General features: G+C 70.1%; 13 protein-coding genes. 6 read left to right on the forward strand and 7 right to left on the reverse strand.

Annotation, left to right across the window (positions count from 1 at the left end; translation table 11 throughout):
* Positions 1-3: 3 nt before the first annotated feature.
* The 5 genes from ACS5PM_RS11160 to ACS5PM_RS11180 are packed head-to-tail and all read right to left on the reverse strand — an operon-like array spanning position 4 to position 8,393.
* On the reverse strand, positions 4-2,013 hold the full coding sequence (locus tag ACS5PM_RS11160) for an acetoacetate--CoA ligase (RefSeq protein WP_439387688.1): 2,010 nt from the start codon (positions 2,011-2,013) through the stop codon (positions 4-6).
* Positions 2,013-3,011, reverse strand: coding sequence for an RDD family protein (locus tag ACS5PM_RS11165; protein ID WP_439387689.1), 999 nt, complete (start codon positions 3,009-3,011; stop codon positions 2,013-2,015). Before ACS5PM_RS11165 ends, ACS5PM_RS11160 begins: the two co-directional genes overlap by 1 nt.
* Positions 3,008-4,822, reverse strand: a complete 1,815-nt coding sequence (locus ACS5PM_RS11170; RefSeq protein WP_439387690.1) for an ABC transporter substrate-binding protein — start codon at positions 4,820-4,822, stop codon at positions 3,008-3,010. Before ACS5PM_RS11170 ends, ACS5PM_RS11165 begins: the two co-directional genes overlap by 4 nt.
* Positions 4,819-6,654, reverse strand: a complete 1,836-nt coding sequence (locus ACS5PM_RS11175) for an ABC transporter substrate-binding protein (RefSeq protein ID WP_439387691.1) — start codon at positions 6,652-6,654, stop codon at positions 4,819-4,821. The genes ACS5PM_RS11170 and ACS5PM_RS11175 overlap by 4 nt, the downstream gene beginning before the upstream one ends.
* Positions 6,651-8,393, reverse strand: coding sequence for an ABC transporter substrate-binding protein (locus tag ACS5PM_RS11180; protein ID WP_439387692.1), 1,743 nt, complete (start codon positions 8,391-8,393; stop codon positions 6,651-6,653). Before ACS5PM_RS11180 ends, ACS5PM_RS11175 begins: the two co-directional genes overlap by 4 nt.
* A 149-nt stretch (positions 8,394-8,542) precedes the next feature.
* Here ACS5PM_RS11180 and ACS5PM_RS11185 point away from each other — a divergent pair, with 149 nt between their 5' ends.
* Genes ACS5PM_RS11185 through ACS5PM_RS11195 form a run of 3 tightly spaced genes read left to right on the forward strand, consistent with a single transcriptional unit; the run spans position 8,543 to position 12,269 of the window.
* The gene (locus ACS5PM_RS11185) at positions 8,543-9,481 is read left to right on the forward strand and encodes an ABC transporter permease (protein WP_439387693.1); all 939 of its coding nucleotides are present in this window, start codon (positions 8,543-8,545) and stop codon (positions 9,479-9,481) included.
* The gene (locus tag ACS5PM_RS11190) at positions 9,478-10,551 is read left to right on the forward strand and encodes an ABC transporter permease (RefSeq protein WP_439387694.1); all 1,074 of its coding nucleotides are present in this window, start codon (positions 9,478-9,480) and stop codon (positions 10,549-10,551) included. Before ACS5PM_RS11185 ends, ACS5PM_RS11190 begins: the two co-directional genes overlap by 4 nt.
* On the forward strand, positions 10,548-12,269 hold the full coding sequence (locus ACS5PM_RS11195; protein WP_439387695.1) for an ABC transporter ATP-binding protein: 1,722 nt from the start codon (positions 10,548-10,550) through the stop codon (positions 12,267-12,269). The genes ACS5PM_RS11190 and ACS5PM_RS11195 overlap by 4 nt, the downstream gene beginning before the upstream one ends.
* Here ACS5PM_RS11195 and ACS5PM_RS11200 read toward each other — a convergent pair.
* Positions 12,217-12,687 (reverse strand): hypothetical protein, encoded by a 471-nt coding sequence (locus ACS5PM_RS11200; RefSeq protein ID WP_439387696.1) that lies wholly within the window; start codon positions 12,685-12,687, stop codon positions 12,217-12,219. The genes ACS5PM_RS11195 and ACS5PM_RS11200 overlap by 53 nt on opposite strands.
* A 373-nt stretch (positions 12,688-13,060) precedes the next feature.
* Here ACS5PM_RS11200 and ACS5PM_RS11205 point away from each other — a divergent pair, with 373 nt between their 5' ends.
* Both ACS5PM_RS11205 and ACS5PM_RS11210 read left to right on the forward strand, forming a co-directional pair.
* Positions 13,061-13,423 carry a hypothetical protein gene (locus ACS5PM_RS11205; protein ID WP_439387697.1) on the forward strand — a complete coding sequence of 121 codons (363 nt, stop codon included), beginning with the start codon at positions 13,061-13,063 and terminating at the stop codon, positions 13,421-13,423.
* A gap of 45 nt (positions 13,424-13,468) precedes the next feature.
* Positions 13,469-13,723 (forward strand): hypothetical protein, encoded by a 255-nt coding sequence (locus ACS5PM_RS11210; protein WP_439387698.1) that lies wholly within the window; start codon positions 13,469-13,471, stop codon positions 13,721-13,723.
* Positions 13,724-13,751: 28 nt separating this feature from the next.
* On the opposite strand, the gene ACS5PM_RS11215 is transcribed toward ACS5PM_RS11210, so the two are convergent.
* Complete coding sequence (locus tag ACS5PM_RS11215; RefSeq protein WP_439387699.1) at positions 13,752-14,432, reverse strand: type IV pili methyl-accepting chemotaxis transducer N-terminal domain-containing protein; 681 nt, start codon at positions 14,430-14,432, stop codon at positions 13,752-13,754.
* Between the two features lie 127 nt (positions 14,433-14,559).
* Here ACS5PM_RS11215 and ACS5PM_RS11220 point away from each other — a divergent pair, with 127 nt between their 5' ends.
* On the forward strand, positions 14,560-15,840 hold the full coding sequence (locus ACS5PM_RS11220) for a solute carrier family 23 protein (protein ID WP_439387700.1): 1,281 nt from the start codon (positions 14,560-14,562) through the stop codon (positions 15,838-15,840).
* Positions 15,841-16,099: the final 259 nt, after the last annotated feature.

Consider the following 16,099-nt stretch of genomic DNA (forward strand, 5'->3'; position numbering starts at 1 on the left):
GGCTCAGGGGGAGCGCCGGGCCGCGAAGTCGACGAACCACTGCACCGCCTCGCCATTCGCCATCGCATCGCGGTTCATCACCTTCGCCGGGTCGGCGCCCATCAGCAGCTTCTTGACCGGCAGCTCCATCTTCTTGCCCGAAAGCGTGCGCGGGATCGCCGGCACGGCCAGGATCTCGTTGGGCACGTGGCGGGGCGAGAGCGCCCGCCGGATCTCGGCCACCAGCCGCTGGCGCAGGCCCTCGTCGAGCACCACGCCTTCGCGCAGCACCACGAACAGCGGCATGTAGCTCTCGCGGCCGAGGTACTCGAGGTCGACGACGAGGCTGTCCAGCACCTCGGGCAGGGCCTCCACCGCGCGGTAGAGCTCGGCCGTGCCCATGCGGACGCCGTGGCGGTTGATGGTGGCGTCCGAGCGGCCGTAGATGATGGCGGCGGTCGCGTCCTCATGGGGGACGAGGCGGACCCAGTCGCCGTGGCGCCAGATGCCGGGGTACATGTCGAAGTAGCTGTCGTGCAGCCGCTCGCCGCTCGCGTCCCCCCAGAGGTACAACGGCATCGAGGGCATGGGCGCGGTGCAGACCAGTTCCCCCACCTCGTCCATCAACGGCTGGCCCTGCTCGTTCCAGGCCTCGACCGCGGCGCCCAGGCAGCGGCATTGCATCTCGCCGGCCACCAGCGGCAGGGTGGGCGAGCCGGCGATGAAGGCGCCGGCGAAATCGGTGCCACCCGAGATGCAGGCGATCCAGATGTCGCGGCCACGGACCTTCGGCAGCCGGTCCCAGATCCATCGATAGCTTTCCTCGGCCAGCGGCGAGCCGGTCGAGCCCACGGCCCGCAGCGCCGAGAGATCGCCCAGCTGCTGCGGCCGCACCTCGGCCTTCAGGCAGCTCGCGTAGAAGGCCGCGCCGGCGCCGAAGAAGCTGCATCGGGCGAGCGACGCGAAGCGCCACAGGGGCGACCAGTCCGCCGTGCCGCCGCATGAGGCCGGCGAGCCGTCGTAGAGGCAGACGGTGGTGCCGCCCAGCAGGCCGCCGACCTGGCAGTTCCACATGATCCAGCCGGTGGAGCTGTACCAGTGGAAGCGGTCACCGGTGTCGACCGAGGCGCCGATGTCGTTGTGCAGCGTGGTGAGCTTCAGCGCCTCCAGCACGATGCCGCCATGGCCGTGCACGATGGGCTTGGGCAGGCCGGTGGTGCCGCTGGAGTAGACGATCCACAGCGGATGATCGAAGGGCAGCCATTCGGGTTCGGCGCGGTGATGGCCACTGCTCAGCTCTTCGAAGCGATGGCGCTTGACGCGACTTGGCTCCGCCGCCTCCACCGGCAGCCCGAGCACCGGCACGTCGACCACGTGGGCGAGCGAGGGCAGGCCCTCGACGAGCTGCGCGACCAGCGCGCGCCGGTCATGCTCCGCGCCGCCGAAGCGGTAGCCGTCGGCCGCGAAGAGCAGCCTGGGCTCGATCTGGCGGAAGCGGTCCAGCACGGCCACGGGGCCCATGTCCGGCGAACAGACCGACCAGATCGCGCCGACGCTGGCCGCGGCCAGGAAGGCGACGACGGTCTCGGGCCGGTTGGGCAGCAGCGCGACCACGCGGTCGCCTCGTCCTATGCCCAATGCCTTGAGAGACGCAGCCAGTGCGCCGACCTGGTCGCGCAGCTGTCGCCAGCTCACCTCGCGCACCTCGCCCGAGCGCAGCAGCGGCTCGTCCGCCCACACGATGGCCGGGTGACCCGCGGCCTGCGCCGCATCGGCATGGCGCAGCACCTGCCGCGCGTAGTTGAGCTGGACGCCGGGGAACCAGCTTGAGCCCGGCATGCGCCGCTCGACCAGCACCGCGCTGGGCGGCACCGGCGACTCGATGGCGAAGTGGTCCCAGATCGAGCGCCAGAAGGCTTCGAGATCGGTCACCGACCAGCGCCACAGGTCCTCATAACTCGCAAAGTGCAGGCCATGGTGTTCGGCCAGCCAGCGCTGGTAGACGTCGATGCGCGGTTCGGGCAGGGCGGTCATCAGGGGCTCGTGTCGGGGAACGGTTGCGGGATGGGCTGCGCGCTGCGCCGCGGCCGGCGCTCGTCGATGACGACGGTGTGCGCGGCCTTGTCCTGCAGGGCCTGCCGGTTGGGATCCCACAGCAGCTGCACCAGGCCCAGGCCGCCGGTGGCCATGCCGGCCAGGTAGCCACCGAAGCGCTTGAGGTTGAGCATCGTGCCCATGGGCTTGCCGGTGATCTCGACCACGCGCAGGCCCATCAGGCGCTTGCCGAGCGTCTGCCCGCGCCACCACCCCGGCAGCAGCGTGAAGTAGGCCAGCGCCCAGCCGTAGCCGATGCCGAAGTCCAGCCCCAGCCGGCGCACGCGCTCGCGCCAGTTCTGTGATTTCAGGGCCTGCTCGGCGGCCGCGCGCTCGTGGGCGAGGGTCAGCCTGAGCGTGCGGACCTGCTGGCGCAGGCCGGCGATGGTGGCGGCGGCCGATGCCGCGTCGTCCGGCGCGGAAGCAGAGGAGGCCGCAGGAGGCGACGAAGAGGAGAACGCATTGGCTGAGGCGGCCGTGGCGGCAATGGCCGAAGCCGGCGGGGTGCCCTGGATCATGGCCATCACGAGCGCCGCATTGCGCGCGGCGGCCTCCTCGTCATCGTCGTCGTCGAGGGCTTCGCTCGCCGAGGGTGGGCGGCTGGCTTTCGAGGGCGTTTCCATCGCCTCGCGCACGCCGGCGAAGGCCATCAGCGCGGCCAGGCCCCAGGCCAGCGCGGTGCGCAGCGGATGCGCCCCGCGGCGGCGGGACAGGGCGCGTTCGCCCAGCCCGAGCAGGCCGGCCAGGAAGAACCAGCCATTGGCCAGGCTCGACATCGTGCCTATCGCGGCCAGGTCTATGCCCATGGCCACCAGCCGCTGCGCCGGCCGCGCCAAGGGCAGGCCCAGCAGCGCTGGCGCGACGTTGAGTTCCTCCGGCGTGACCCAGCGGTGGGTATCGACCACCGCGGCCCGCGGGCGCAGGGGGGCGAGCCTCATTTCGCCACTCTCCGCGCGGCCGGCGGTGCCACGTCCACGTACTGCCACCAGTCCTGCCAGAACAGCGGCCGGCGGTAGCCTTGCAGCTCGCCGCGGGCCAGGTCGGTGACGAGGGTGTGCCAGCGGGCGCGGTAGGGCATCCAGGCGGCGGCGAGCTTCTCGGCCTGCACGAACAGGGCTTCGCGCTCGGGGCCGTCGGGCAGGGCCGACAGGCGCTTGTAGATCGCATCGAACTCCGGCCGGCGAAAGCGCGCCATGTTCTGCCCGCCGATCTGAGTGCTGTCGTAGCGCTGCAGGGCGCCGATGCTGTCCGGCGAGGCCGAGAGGTTGCCGACGTGCCAGATCATGAAGCTGCCCGCGCGGGCCGATTTGAGCAGCTCGGGCCACTGGCCGACGCGGAAGTGCACCTTCAGGTTCAGCGCCGCCATGTCGCGCTGGTACTGCTCGGCCATCTGGCGGTCGCGGTTGTCGCTGGAGATGGACCACTCGAGCACCAGGGGCGAGCCGTCGGGCTGGTCGCGCCAGCCGTCGCCGTCGCGGTCGGCGTAGCCGTAGAGATCGAGCAGGGCCTGGGCGCGCGCCGGTTCGTAGGCGCTCATCTCGCTGCGGAAGTCCGGATCGAAGGCATTCGTGTTGGGCTGCAGCGGCCCTTGCGCCGGCACGGCCTGGCCCTTGTGCACCAGTCGGATTTCGCGTTGCACATCCAGGCCCAGCGCGATGGCACGCCGCAGGGCCACCTTGTCGGGCGTGTAGCCGCCCACCAGCGGGTCTTCGAGATTGAAGAAGGTGACGTGGTTGTCGGCGCGCAGCATGCGCCAGCCCTGCATGCCCTGCTTGCTCAGGTTGGGCGCGAGGTGGCCCTTGGGCATGGCGAGGTTGGCGTACTCCGCCGGTACCAGCTCGATGTAGTTGTGCTGCCCATTGAGGAAGGACAGCCAGCGCGGCTGGTTCTCCTCGATCACCGAGATCTCGACCCGGTCGATCATCGGCAGGCGGCGGCCCTTGAAGCGTGCCGCGATGGCCTGGCCCTCGGCATCGTCTTCGGCCGGCTCGGCATCGTAGAAGCGCTCGCGGTAGCCGGGGTTGCGCTCCAGGGCGAAGAAGTTGCCGCGCCGCCACTCGGCCAGGCGAAACGGGCCGGTGCCCACCGGGTGCTCGCCGGTGCGCTCGCCGTAGGCCTGCACCACTTCGCGGGCCACCGCACCGAAGAGGTCGCTGGCGGCGAGGAACTCGATGAAGCGCGGCCTCGCTTCGGCCAGCCTGATCTGCAAGGTGTAGCGGTCCAGCGCGCGCAGGCCTTCTATCGGCGCTTCGTAGTCGAAGGGCTTCTTGCCATCGATGGACCGCTGGCGCGCCTCGGCCAGGCCGAGCAGCTTGTAGGTGTCGACATAGCCCCAGATCGGGCTCTTGCGCGCCGGGTCGGCGAAGCGCTTGATCGAGTACACGTAGTCCTCGGCGACCAGCTCGCGCCTGCCGCCGCCGAAGGCCGGGTCGTCGGCGAAGTAGATGCCGGGCTTCACGCGCATCGTCCAGGTCCGCCAGTCTTCGCTGTGCTCGGGCAGGGCCTCGGCGGTCAGCGGCCTGAACTTCGCCGGCCTCGCGAGGTGGTCGTAGGTGTAGAGCGCCTCGAAGATGTGGGCGGTGACCGTGCGCGAGTACAGGTCGTTGATCTGCGTCGGGTCGAAGCTGGTCTCGGCGACGCGGAAGGCGTAGCGCAGCACTTTCGCGGGCGGGCCCCCTTCGCCTGCCGCCGGGGCCACGCCGCAGGCGCAGGCCAGGCCCGCGGCCAGGAGCAGGCGGATCAGCTTCATGGCAGCGCGGCTTCGTGCAGCGCCCGCTGGCGCACGTCCAGGTCGATGTCGACGTACTGCCACCAGCCCCGCAGGAAGGCGTGGCGCCGGTAACCGACGACCCAGGGGTGCATCAGGTCGTTCAGCAGGCGGTGGGTGATGATCTTGTAGGGCATGTAGGCCACGCCGATCTTCTTGGCCTCGCGGATCAGCGCCTCGCGCTCGGGGCCGTCCGGCATCGCGGCCTGGCGCTCGTAGAGCTGGTTGAAGGCCGGCAGGTCGAAGCGGGCGTGGTTGGACTGGCCCTTGTTGGGGCCGTACATCAGGCCGAGCAGGTCGCTCGCGTCCGGCTGCGTCGCGCTCCAGGCCACGCCCCACATCATCAGCTTGCCGCTGCGCGAGGCCTTGAGCTGCTCGGGCCACTTGCCGATGCGGAACTCCACCCGCACGCCGATCGCGTCCATCGCCTTTCGCCACAGCTCCTGCAGCTGGCGCGAGGCCTGGTCGGGCTGCGAGGAGTATTCGATCAGCAGCGGCGAGCCGTCGGGGTGGTCACGCCAGCCGTTGCCGTCCCGGTCGATGTAGCCGTAGAGGTCAAGCAGCGCTCGCGCCTTGCCGACGTCGTGCTCGCTCATCTCGCTCCTGAAGGCGGGGTCGTAGCCGCTCATCTGCGGCGGCACGATGGCCTGCGCCGGCATGCCCTGCCCCTTGCGGGCCTGCGTGATCTCGGCGTTCACGTCGTAGGCCAGGCCGATCGCGCGGCGCAGGGCGACCTTGTCCGGCGTGTAGCCGCCGACCACCGGGTTCTCCATGCCGAAGTAGCTGTAGCTCACGTCCACGGCGGGCACCCGCTCGAGCTGGATGCCCTTCTTGCGCAGGTGCGGGGCCAGCTCTCCGTTCGGGACGTAGGGCGGCGACAGCTCGGGCGGCAGGCGGTCCAGCCAGTCGTGCTCGCGGTTGAGGAAGGCCAGCAGGCGTGGCTGCGACTCCTCGACGATGTGGACCTCGATGCGGTCGATCATCGGCAGCAGGCGGCCGCGCAGCTTTGCGGCGATGGCCTGCGAGACGGGGTCGTCGGCCGGCGGATCCGCCTCGTAGCGGACCTCGTGGTAGTTCGGGTTGCGCTCGAACACCATCAGCGAGGAGCGGCGCCATTGCGCCAGCCGATAGGGCCCGGTGCCCACCGGATGCTCCATCGCCTTGTCGGGCGCGGCCTCGATCACCTCGCGGGCCACCGCCCCGCTGACGCCCGCATCGGCGAAGGCCAGCGCCAGGCGCGGCGAGGGCTCGGCCACCTTCACGACGAAGGTGTAGCGGTCGATCGCGCGCAGGCCCTCGGCCGGCGTGTCGTAGTCGAAGGGCTGGTTCGTGCGGATGGCCTTCTGGCGAAGCTCGTTCAGCCCCAGGATCTTCGCGTTCTCGAAGTTGTAGAGGTTGGGACTCTTCCAGCGCGGGTCGTAGTGGCGCTTGATGGAATAGACGTAATCCTCGGCCACCAGCTCGCGCTTCTTGCCGCCGAAGGCCGGGTCGTCGGCGAAGTGGATGCCCGGCTTGAGGCGGAAGGTGAAGGTCTTGAAATCGGCCGACACCTCGGGCAGCGATTCGGCGGTGGCCGGCCGCAGCTTCGCCGGCCGCGCGAGGAAGTCGTAGGTCAGCGGCGCCTCGAAGATGTTGCCCGCGGCGATGCGCGAGTAGACGTCGCTGATCTGCGCCGGGTCGAAGCCGGACTCGGCGATGGGGAAGGCATAGCGCAGCACCTTCGCGGGGCTGCCCTTCGGCGCTTCGGCGGCAGACGCGGCGACTGCCAGCGTCAAGCTCAGGATCAGGGCGGTCTTGAGAAGAAGGGAGGTCACTGCAGGTCGACGAAGCTGTGGAAGGAACGGACGAAAGGATGGCGGCGGTAGCCCACCAGGCGCGGCCAGTACATCGACACGCCGATGCGGTGCACGTGCGCCTTGACGGGCATGTAGGCCAGCAGCAGGCGGTTGGCCTGGGCGATGACGGCGCTGCGCTCGGGGCCGTCCGGCAGGAGCGACTGGCGCTCGTACAGCGCATCGAAGGCCGGCAGCCTGAAGCGCGAAAGGTTCTCGCCGCCCACCGCCGGCCCGTAGCCCAGGCGCAGGAAGGGCTCTGCATCCGGCACGCTGGCGTTCCACGAAAGGAACCACAGCATCAGCTTGCCGGCGCGCGCCGCCTTGGCCTGCTCGGGCCACTGGCCGGGCATGAATTCGATCTTCAGCCCGAGTGCGCGCATGCGGCGCTCCCACAGCTCGTTGAACGGGCGCAGCGAGGCACTGGTGTGGTACTGCAGGACGAGCGGCGAGCCGTCGGGGCGATCGCGCCAGCCGTCGCCGTCGCGGTCGGCGTAGCCGTAGAGATCGAGCAGCGCGTTGGCGCGCGCCGGGTCGTACTCGCTCATCTCGGACTTGAGCTGCGGGTCGTAGCCGAAGGTCGAAGGCGGCACCACCGACTGCGCCGGCAGGCCCATGCCGCGCCGCAGCGTGCGCACCTCCTCTTCGTTGTCGTAGCCCAGGCCGATCGCGCGCCTGAGCGCGACCTGCGAAGGCGCATAGCCGCCGACGACCGGATCGTCCATGTTGAACACGGTGTAGACGACATCCGGCCTGGCGATGCGCTGGGCCTGGATGCCCTGGCGCGCCAGGCCGGGCGCGACGTGGCCGTGCGGGTAGGCGGTCGGTGAGTAGGTGGCGGGCAGGGCGGCCAGGTCGAGCTCGCCTTGCAGGAAGGAGAGCCAGCGCGGCTGGTCCTCCTCGATGGTCGAGATCTCGACCCGGTCGACCATGGGCAGGCGGCGCCCGCGCAGCTGGGCGGCGACGGCTTCGGCGGCGGTGTCGCCCGGGGCGGGCTCCTCGTCGTAGTGCACTTCGCGGTAGGCGGGGTTGCGGGCGAGCACGATCTTCGAGCCGTGCTGCCAGGAGGCGAGCACGAAGGGCCCGCTGCCCACCGGGTGGTCGCCGATGGCGTCGCCATAGCGCTCGACCACCTCGCGCGCCACCGCCGTGGGGGCCACCGTGTTGGTCAGGTCGAAGACGAAGCGCGGCCGCGGCCGCTCGAGTCGAAAGCGCAGGGTGTGCGCATCCAGCGCGACGATGCCCTCTGCCGGCTTGGCGTAGTCGAAGGGCTCGTGCGTCTCGACCGCACGCTGGCGCAGGCTCTCCAGGCCCTTGATGCCGATGTCGGAGAAGCTGGGGTACTGCGGGCTCTTCCAGCGCGGGTCGAAGATGCGCTTGATGCTGTAGACCACGTCCTCGGCCACGATCTCGCGCGGCTTGCCGCCGAAGGCCGGGTCGTCGCTGAAGAAGATCCCGGGCTTCAGGCGGACGATGAATTCGCGCTGGTCCGGGCTGGCCTCGGGCAGCGCCGCCGCGAGCTGCGGGCGCACCTTCACCGGCCGCGCGAGGTAGTCGAAGCGGTACAGCGGCTCGAAGATGCTGCCGGCCACTTCCTCGCTGTAGATGTCGGCGAAGCCGGAAGGGTCGAGCGAGGTGGCGTGCTCCTCCACCGCGTAGCGCAGCACCTTGGGCACGGCCGCGTCCGCCGCGCCGGCGATCGCCAGCGCAGCGGCCAGCAAGCAATCTCGAGACGCCCGGCGCAGCACCGGCCAACGATAGTCCATCGCGCCCGACTGGCCCATCGGTGGCGACGCGGGGCCAACCCCGAGGGGCCGCGCGCATCGCGGACCCTACACTCGCCGCATCCCCACCACGCTCTCGAAGCTCGATGGTCGCCTACCTGATCCGGCGCCTGTGGCAGATGATCCCGACGCTGCTCGGCGTCGTGCTGTTCGTCTTCGCCCTGTTCAAGCTCGTGGGCGATGACCCGGCCGAGATCCTGGCGGGCCTGAACGCCACGCCCGAGCAGGTCAACGTGATCCGCGAGCAGCTCGGCCTGAACAAGCCGTGGTGGGTCCAGCTCGGCATCTTCCTGAAGGAGATCGTCACCTTCGACTGGGGCAAGAGCTGGGCGACGCAGGAGGCGGTGAGTCACATCTTCGCCACCCGCCTGCCCGCGACGCTGACGGTGATGACGCCCATCCTCATCCTCGACACGCTGCTGGCCATCCCCATCGCGCTGGGCGTGGCCTATGTGCGGGGCTCGCTCACCGACCGCACGCTGATGGTGGCCACGACGGTGGCGCTGTCCATCTCCTTCCTCGTCTACGTGATCGTGGGGCAGTACGTTTTCGGCTTCCAGCTCGGCTGGTTCCCGGTCCAGGGCTGGAGCGATTCGACGCTGAAGAACCTGGCCACCTACGTGCCGCTGCCGGTGCTGCTGGCGGTGGCGGTGGGTCTATCGCCGCAGACCCGGCTGTACCGAAGTTTCTTCCTCGACGAGCTGGGACAGGACTACGTGCGCACCGCACGCGCCAAGGGCCTGGGCGAAGGGCCGGTGCTGTTCAGGCATGTGCTTCGCAATGCGCTGATTCCCATCCTGACCAACGTGGGCCTGGCCCTGCCGGGCATCTTCGTGGGCTCCTTCCTGATCGAGGTCTTCTTCTCCATCCCGGGCCTGGGACGCGAGGTGCTGCTGGCGGTCAACCGCGCGGACTATCCCGTGATCCAGGCCGCGGCGGTGTACCTGGCGATGCTGACGATGCTGATCAACCTGGCGACCGACCTGCTGTATGCCGCCGCCGATCCACGGGTGGTCCTGAAATGAGCGCGGTGATCAGCGCTGCCACGCCAGCGGCCGCGATGGAACGCTCCGAAGGCGTGTGGCACGCCGCCTGGCGGCGCTTCAAGAGCGACCGTGTCGGCTTCGTCTCGATGCTGGTGGTGCTGGCCTTCCTGCTGCTCATCCTGGCCTCGGCGGCGGGCCTGGTCGCCAAGGGCTGGCAGCGCGAGATCGGGGTGCCCAACGCGCCGCCCACGCTGATGGGCCCGGCGCCGCCCGAGGCGACCGGCGCCATCGAGCAGCCCAGGGGCCCGAACGTCGACATCAGCGACGTCGACCCGCTGGCGCCCAAGTACAAGGAGTGGGCCGAGCTGTCGAAGAAGTACGAGACCGCCGTCCAGGCCAGGGCCGAGACCCTGCCCTTCGGCGGCGACCGCCTGGGCCGCGACGTGCTCGCCAAGGCCATCAAGGGCACGCAGGTGTCGGTCGCGGTGGGCGTGCTCGCGGCCCTGATGGCCACGCTGCTGGGCACGCTGCTCGGAGCCCTCTCAGGCTACTTCGGCGGCAAGGTCGGCGACTTCCTCGAGTGGCTGTATGCGGTCTTCACCGCCATCCCGGACATCATGCTCATCCTCGCCCTGGCCGCGGTGCTCAACCGCGCGGACGCCGTCATCCCGCGCGGCATCTGGACGGTGGTGATCATCCTGGGCCTGGTCGGCTGGACGGGGCTGTACCGGCAGGTGCGCGCCGAGTTCATGAAGCACCGCACGCGCGAGTACGTGCGCGCGGCGGAGGCCATAGGCGCGTCGACGAGCTCTCGCATGTTCCGCCACATCCTGCCGAACGTGAGCCACGTGATCCTCGTGCGCATGAGTCTGCTGGTGGTGGGCTTCATCAAGAGCGAGGTGATCCTGTCGTACCTGGGCCTGGGCGTGCCGGTGGACCAGGTCAGCTGGGGCACCATGCTGGCCGAGGCGCAGGGCGAGCTGATCCTCGGCTACTGGTGGCAGCTGGCGGCGGCGACGCTGTTCATGGCGGTCTTCGTCACCGCTTTCTCCCTGATGGCCGATGCGTGGCGCGATGCGCTGGATCCGAAATTGCGGGGGGCACAGTGACGGGCCAGCTGTTGTCGGTGCAAGACCTCAAGGTGGCCTTCCGCCTGGGCGAGGCGAACGGGGTGGTGCAACGCGCCGAGGCCGTCGGCCGTGGCGACGTGGGCGTGAGTTTCGACATCGCGCAGAACCAGACCCTGGCGCTGGTCGGCGAGTCCGGCTCGGGCAAGAGCGTGACGGCGATGTCGATCGTCAACCTGCTGCCCGACAACGCCGAGCGCTCCGGCCGCATCCTCTGGCGCGGCAAGGACCTGATGCAGGCGCAGCCGAGCGAGATGCGCCAGCTGCGCGGCCACGAGATCGCCTGCGTGTTCCAGGATCCGATGTCCTCGCTCAACCCGGTGCTCAGCGTCGGCGCACAGCTGGTCGAGCCGCTCATCGTGCACCTGGGCCTGAAGCGCAAGGTGGCGTTCGAGCGCGCCGAGAGCCTGCTGGCCGAGGTGGGCATCAAGGATCCGGCGCGGCGGCTGAAGAGCTACCCGCACGAGATGTCCGGCGGCCAGCAGCAGCGGGTGATGATCGCCATGGCCCTGGCCTGCGAGCCCAAGCTGCTGATCGCCGACGAGCCCACCACGGCGCTGGACGTGACCATCCAGCGCCAGATCCTGGAGCTGCTGGCGGGCCTGAAGGCGAAGCACGGCCTGTCGGTGCTCTTCATCAGCCATGACCTCGCGCTGGTGGGCGAGATCGCCGACCGCGTCGTCGTGATGCGCCAGGGCACGGTGCGCGAGGAGGGGCCGGTGGCGCAGATCTTCAGCGCGCCGCACGACGCCTACACCAAGGCCTTGCTGGCCTGCCGCCCCGCGCTGGAGGCCGTGAGCCCGGCGCGCCTGATGGTGATCGACGACCACATCGCCGGGCGCGGCGCGCGCGAGCCGGCGAAGGCCAAGGATCCGCATGCGCCGGTGGTGCTGGAGGTCAAGGCGCTGGACAAGAGCTTCTGGATCCGCGAAGGAGTTTTCGGCCGGCGCGAATTCAAGGCCGTGCGCGACGTGACCTTCCGCCTGCGGCGCGGCCACACCCTCGGCGTGGTGGGTGAATCGGGCTCGGGCAAGACGACCATGGGCCTGACCCTGCTGCGGCTGCACGAGGCGCACTCGGGGCCGATGAGCGGCGAGGTGATGTTCGGCGGCAGGAACCTGCTGCGCCTGAGCGATCACGAGCGGCAGGCCATGCGGCGCCGCATCCAGATCGTCTTCCAGAATCCCTATGCCTCGCTGAACCCGCGCTTCACCATCGGCCAGACGCTGGTCGAGCCCATGGCCATCCACGGCATCGGCGCCTCCACGGCCGAGCGCGAGCAGCGTGCACGAGAGCTGCTGCAGAAGGTCGGACTGGATGAGCGGGCCTTCGGCAAGTACCCGCACGAGTTCTCCGGCGGCCAGCGCCAGCGCATCGCCATCGCGCGCTGCCTGACGCTGCAGCCGGAGGTGCTGGTGCTCGACGAGGCGGTCAGTGCGCTGGATGTGTCGGTGCAGGCGCAGGTGCTCAACCTGTTGCGCGACCTGCAGGACGAGCTCGGCCTGGCCTACCTCTTCATCAGCCACGACCTCGCGGTGGTGCGCTTCATCAGCGACGAGGTGCTGGTGATGAAGGACGGCGAGGTGGTCGAGCAGGCGAGCGCCGAGGAGATCCTGAAGGCCCCGCAGCAGGAGTACACCCGCAAGCTCATCGGCGCGGTGCCGCGGGGCTGGCGGCCGGAGGCTGCAGCAGGCGCGTGAGCGCCGCGCAGGTCGCGCGCCGGTGGGTGGGCTCCTCGGCGAGCAGGGCCAGCAGCGCGGCGACCTGGCGGCGCTCGACGGCGTCCAGCCGGGCTGCGGCCAACGCGATGGTTTCCAACGCCCGGGCCAGCTCCGCGTGCGGCTGCGGCTCGCGTTCGCGCGCGTGCAGGACGGTCGCGGTCGAAGCCGGATAACCCGGCATCGTGACGGTCGCCTGGTCCATCCAGCCCGCGGGCTTGCCCATGACGGCTTCGAGCTTGGCGGCCAGCTGGTCGCCTATCCCCCGACGCCCCGCCAGGATGGCGCTGAGGTGCGTGTTCGGCGTGCCGCTCAGGCGTGAAAGGTCGGCCGCCTGCCCGGCCTCTTCGATCAGTCTTTGAAGTTGCGCCCGGCGCTGGTTCTGCCGCGGGCTGTCCATCGTTGCCATCCCGCAAGGGTATGCCTATTGCATACGGCCTTGTTGCGCGTTATGCTGCGGCCCGAGCATGGCGCAAAATGCATAACAAGAAACTTGGCGAGGTGGGTGAGGCCCCTCGCAGGGAGGACCTGGCATGGTTTCCCCACCCGCTCTCGGGCTCTTGATCCCTAGGTGAGTCCGAACGCTTTCGCTCGTCGGTTCACGCTACTCCCTGGGCGTGCAGCCAAGGCGAGGGCGTGCGGGTGGGGTTCTTTTCACAGGCGGTTGCGGCGATGGAATGATGCATTTTGCGCCATCGCGTCCCGACGGCCTCGAGGGACGAATGGATGAATTGCGAGGTCAGATCCACTGGACGTTTCATGGGAGACCGCCAATGACGCCGACGCAGGCGCGAGAAATCATCGAAGGCCTCGCAGGAGGTGTGGACGCAACGACCGGCGAGGTGCTGACGGACGAAGCGCCCCTGAGCCATCCCCATGTCATCCGGGCCCTGTTCCTTGCGGCCAGGGCGCTGGAGCAAGTGGCCGCCCACTCGGCACGCAAGGCCGACGCGCCCGGCAAAGCCGGCCAGCCCTGGAGCGGCGAGGAGGATGAGCGACTGACGGCAGCATTCGACGGCGGCAAGTCCATCGCCGAACTGGCGCGGCTGCATGAGCGCAGCCGCGGCGCCATCAGCTCACGGCTCATGCGCTTCGGCCGGCTGCCCAAGACAGGGGAGGACAAGCCTCCCGGCTGATCTGCCCGGCGCTCTGTCTGGCACACCGAGCCCATCGGGGGCTGCATGGGCGAGCCGGTGGCCGCCGTCGATTTCGGCTGTCCTGTCTGCCGTCTGGTGCAGTGCCTGCTGATGGTGCTGGTGCTGCGGCTGGGCTGGGGCTGGGGCTGGGGCTGGAGCTGGAGCTGCAGCTGGAGCTGGAGCTGGAGCTGGAGCTGGAGCTGCAGCTGGAGCTGGAGCTGGAGCTGGAGCTGCAGCTGGAGCTGGAGCTGGAGCTGGAGCTGGAGCTGGGCTGGGCTGGGCTGGGGCCTTGCGGCCTAGCCGCGCCACCGTCATCGGCCAGACCGCGTCACGCCGCCTTGCTGATCTGGCCGGCCTGGGTGGCCAGTTGCTCCACCTCCTCGCTGATGAGGGCGAGGATGTCCGCGAGTGCTGCGAACTCCCGGCCGGCATGGCCGGCCCGGGCGGCGCCTACGCGGGCGTTGAAGGTGACGATGCGGGCCTCGCGAGCCACACGGTGGATGCGCTCGATCAACTCGGTGGTCTGGCGCCGCTGGGTGCGCGCGGCCTCCTGCGCCAGGGTTTCGTAGAGCTGCGCCACCCGCTGCAGCACGCCGAGGATGGGCGTGGCCTGGCCAGCCAGCTGGTCCATGGCCGCTTCCGGTGCCCCGGGCTGGAGCGCGCGCTCGGCCAGCGCCACGAAATCGCGCACCGCAGGGTCGGCGCCGCCGGTGCCGTGGAAGGCCCCTGTCAAGCGCGGGTCGGCCGGCATCGGCATGTCCGGGTGGCCGCGGCTGAGCGTCTGGTGGCTGAAAGCGAACATGGCCAGCGAGTCCCGGGCCAGGCCTGCCGCCGAGGCATCACCCCGCCGGGCCAGCAGGGCATGCAGGACGATGCGCTGCGAGAGCATGCGCTGGCGCCCGGCCTGGTTGACCAGCTGGGTCCAGGCCTCGGCGGCGATGTGGGCCGACTGGTGCAGCTTCGGTGCCGAGGCGGCGGCCGGGCGGGTCGGGGTGGCGGCGTAGGTCATGGGATGCACTCCCTCGGTGCGACCCCCGGGGCCATGCAAGCCCTGTGCCTCCTACACTGCGCCCGGCGCCGCACGACTCGTCCGGCGACCGAGCCGCTACCCATCACCGAAGCAAAGAGCCGCCCGCATGAGCCTGATCCCCACCTGGCGCGAGGTCCCCTCGCGCGCCGGCACCGTCGTCGCCCCGGACGAGCGCCTGCCCTGGCCGCAAACCTTCGCGCTGGGCGTCCAGCACGTGATCGCGATGTTCGGCGCCACGGTGCTGGCGCCCCTGCTGATGGGCTTCGATCCCAACGTCGCCATCCTGATGTCCGGCATCGGCACGCTGATCTTCTTCGTCGTGGTGGGCGGCCAGGTGCCGAGTTACCTGGGATCCAGCTTCGCCTTCATCGGCGTGGTCATCGCCGCCACCGGCTATGCGGGTGGGGGTGCCAACGCCAACGTCGGGCTCGCGCTCGGAGGCATCGTGGTCTGCGGCGCGCTCTACGCGCTCATCGGCCTGCTGGTGATGGCGTCGGGGACGGGCTGGATCGAGAAGCTCATGCCGCCGGTCGTCACCGGGGCGGTGGTGGCGGTCATCGGCCTGAACCTGGCCGGCATCCCGATCAAGAACATGGCGCCCACCGACTTCGACAAGTGCATGCAGGCGGTGACCTTCGTCTCGGTCGGCCTCGTGGCGGTGCGCACCAGCGGCATGCTGCAGCGCCTGCTGATCCTCGTCGGCCTGATCCTGGCGACCATCATCTACGCGGTCCTCGCCAACGGGCTGGGCTGGGGCAAGCCGATAGACGTGAGCGGCATCGCGGCGGCGGCCTGGTTCGGCGCGCCGCACTTCGCTTCGCCGGTGTTCGATGGCCACGCCATTCTGCTGATCGCGCCGGTGGCCATCATCCTCGTGGCCGAGAACCTGGGCCACGTGAAGGCCGTGGGCGCGATGACCGGCCGCAAGCTCGACCCGTACATCGGCCGCGCCTTCCTCGGCGACGGCATCGCGACCATGGTGTCCGGCAGTGCCGGCGGCACCGGCGTGACCACCTATGCCGAGAACATCGGCGTGATGGCGGCCACCAAGATCTACTCCACCGCGATGTTCGTGGTGGCCGCGCTGATCGCCGTGCTGCTGGGCTTCAGCCCCAAGTTCGGCGCCCTGATCCAGGCCATCCCGCTGGCGGTGATGGGCGGCGTGTCCATCGTCGTGTTCGGCCTGATCGCCATCGCCGGCGCCAAGATCTGGGTCGACAACCGCGTCGACTTCAGCCAGAACGGCAACCTCATCGTCGCCGCCGTCACGCTGGTGCTGGGCACTGGCGACTACACCCTGAAGTTCGGCGAGTTCGCGCTCGGCGGCATCGGCACCGCCACCTTCGGCGCGATCCTGTTGCACGCGCTGCTGAAGAAGCGGGGCTGAACGCGCCCGGCTTCGCGAATCCGGCCATGGATGCGCGTCCGTGCCGGGCGCGTCGGCCGGCGCCCGTACGCTGAAGGCTGCTGGACGGCGAGTCGCCCAGCCGGACGGCGCGCGTGCCTGTTGCTGCACCTCCACGCCCTTCGTAGCAGGCAACGATGACGGAGGTTTGCCATGGTGGGTGGTGTCGGCCGAGGCCGGGGCGACGAGGTCTCGCGGCCCGGGCGTGAGCCGCCGCCGGCCCCCAAGCGCCCCCGGCGCG

This window comes from Ideonella flava (assembly GCF_051857595.1).
Taxonomy (GTDB): domain Bacteria; phylum Pseudomonadota; class Gammaproteobacteria; order Burkholderiales; family Burkholderiaceae_C; genus Ideonella.

What these genes read in the sequence shown, in the direction of transcription:
- ACS5PM_RS11170 (WP_439387690.1), bottom strand. Translation starts at nt 4,822, where the DNA reads ATGAAGCTGATCCGCCTGCTCCTGGCCGCGGGCCTGGCCTGCGCCTGC.
- ACS5PM_RS11205 (WP_439387697.1), top strand. Translation starts at nt 13,061, where the DNA reads ATGACGCCGACGCAGGCGCGAGAAATCATCGAAGGCCTCGCAGGAGGT.
- ACS5PM_RS11190 (WP_439387694.1), top strand. Translation starts at nt 9,478, where the DNA reads ATGAGCGCGGTGATCAGCGCTGCCACGCCAGCGGCCGCGATGGAACGC.
- ACS5PM_RS11165 (WP_439387689.1), bottom strand. Translation starts at nt 3,011, where the DNA reads ATGAGGCTCGCCCCCCTGCGCCCGCGGGCCGCGGTGGTCGATACCCAC.
- ACS5PM_RS11185 (WP_439387693.1), top strand. Translation starts at nt 8,543, where the DNA reads ATGGTCGCCTACCTGATCCGGCGCCTGTGGCAGATGATCCCGACGCTG.
- ACS5PM_RS11215 (WP_439387699.1), bottom strand. Translation starts at nt 14,432, where the DNA reads ATGACCTACGCCGCCACCCCGACCCGCCCGGCCGCCGCCTCGGCACCG.
- ACS5PM_RS11200 (WP_439387696.1), bottom strand. Translation starts at nt 12,687, where the DNA reads ATGGACAGCCCGCGGCAGAACCAGCGCCGGGCGCAACTTCAAAGACTG.
- ACS5PM_RS11210 (WP_439387698.1), top strand. Translation starts at nt 13,469, where the DNA reads ATGGGCGAGCCGGTGGCCGCCGTCGATTTCGGCTGTCCTGTCTGCCGT.
- ACS5PM_RS11220 (WP_439387700.1), top strand. Translation starts at nt 14,560, where the DNA reads ATGAGCCTGATCCCCACCTGGCGCGAGGTCCCCTCGCGCGCCGGCACC.
- ACS5PM_RS11160 (WP_439387688.1), bottom strand. Translation starts at nt 2,013, where the DNA reads ATGACCGCCCTGCCCGAACCGCGCATCGACGTCTACCAGCGCTGGCTG.